Origin of the sequence: Vibrio sp. 1151_11 (genome assembly GCF_029478525.1) — a bacterium.
GTDB lineage: Bacteria > Pseudomonadota > Gammaproteobacteria > Enterobacterales > Vibrionaceae > Vibrio > Vibrio anguillarum.
Window position 1 is genome coordinate 1 of record NZ_SHMN01000091.1, and the last position, 827, is coordinate 827.

Sequence of the window (827 nt, forward strand, 5' to 3'; positions counted from 1 at the left end):
GGCGTTATACGTTCAAAGGAGGAACGGTGGTAGTAATATATGGAATTAAAGAGCTTTTAAATCCGATCAAAGCTCAATTATCTGATGTAATTCAAGCATCTATGACTCAGGTTTTAGGGCTTCCTGAAAGCAAACGTGCTCATAGAATCGTCTCCCTAGACAAATCAGATTTCTATTACCCAGAGGGTAGAAGTGATGCCTATACCGTCATCGAGATTAACATGATGGCAGGGCGTGAAATTGAAACTAAGAAAGCCCTAATTAAGGCTCTTTTCGAGAATATCGAAACTCACATTGGTATCGCTCCAATAGATATTGAAATCACAATTAAAGAGCAACCACCTCATTGTTGGGGTTTTCGTGGCATGACTGGTGACAATGTCACGGACTTAACATACAAAGTTAATGTGTAGGGTGGTAAAATGGGCAAGGTTATTTTGTCGGGGTATATCGAAATTCCCGAGAATGAACTAGAAGTTGTGACTACAGCGTTAGAAAAGCATATTGAACTCACTCGTCAAGAAATTGGGTGTCTCGTCTTTGAGGTGATTCAAAGTACAGATGACCGAAATAGGTTTAATGTGTACGAAGAATTTGTCGATAAATCAGCATTCGAACTGCATCAGGAAAGAGTCAAAGCATCACATTGGGGGCAGGTTACAGTCAATGTAAAGCGCAGTTACAGTATCGAGGAACTGAACGTATAACAAACAATTTAAGAGGGATTCCCAACGCTTGGCATTTTTGCTTCTACTTCAAGTTAAGTGTTTATGGCACAATGCCTTAGGTTGGGTGGTAGCGTTGCTCACCCCTTAATTGGGCGTTAG

At 40.7% G+C, this 827-nt stretch carries 2 protein-coding genes; both read left to right on the plus strand.

The window, feature by feature from the left end; genetic code table 11:
• The first annotated feature begins 26 nt into the window (after nucleotides 1-26).
• Nucleotides 27-413 carry a tautomerase family protein gene (locus tag EXZ60_RS18905; protein WP_171375593.1) on the plus strand — a complete coding sequence of 129 codons (387 nt, stop codon included), beginning with the start codon at nucleotides 27-29 and terminating at the stop codon, nucleotides 411-413.
• A gap of 9 nt (nucleotides 414-422) precedes the next feature.
• The gene (locus EXZ60_RS18910) at nucleotides 423-707 is read left to right on the plus strand and encodes an antibiotic biosynthesis monooxygenase (protein ID WP_168524166.1); all 285 of its coding nucleotides are present in this window, start codon (nucleotides 423-425) and stop codon (nucleotides 705-707) included.
• Nucleotides 708-827 lie beyond the last annotated feature (120 nt).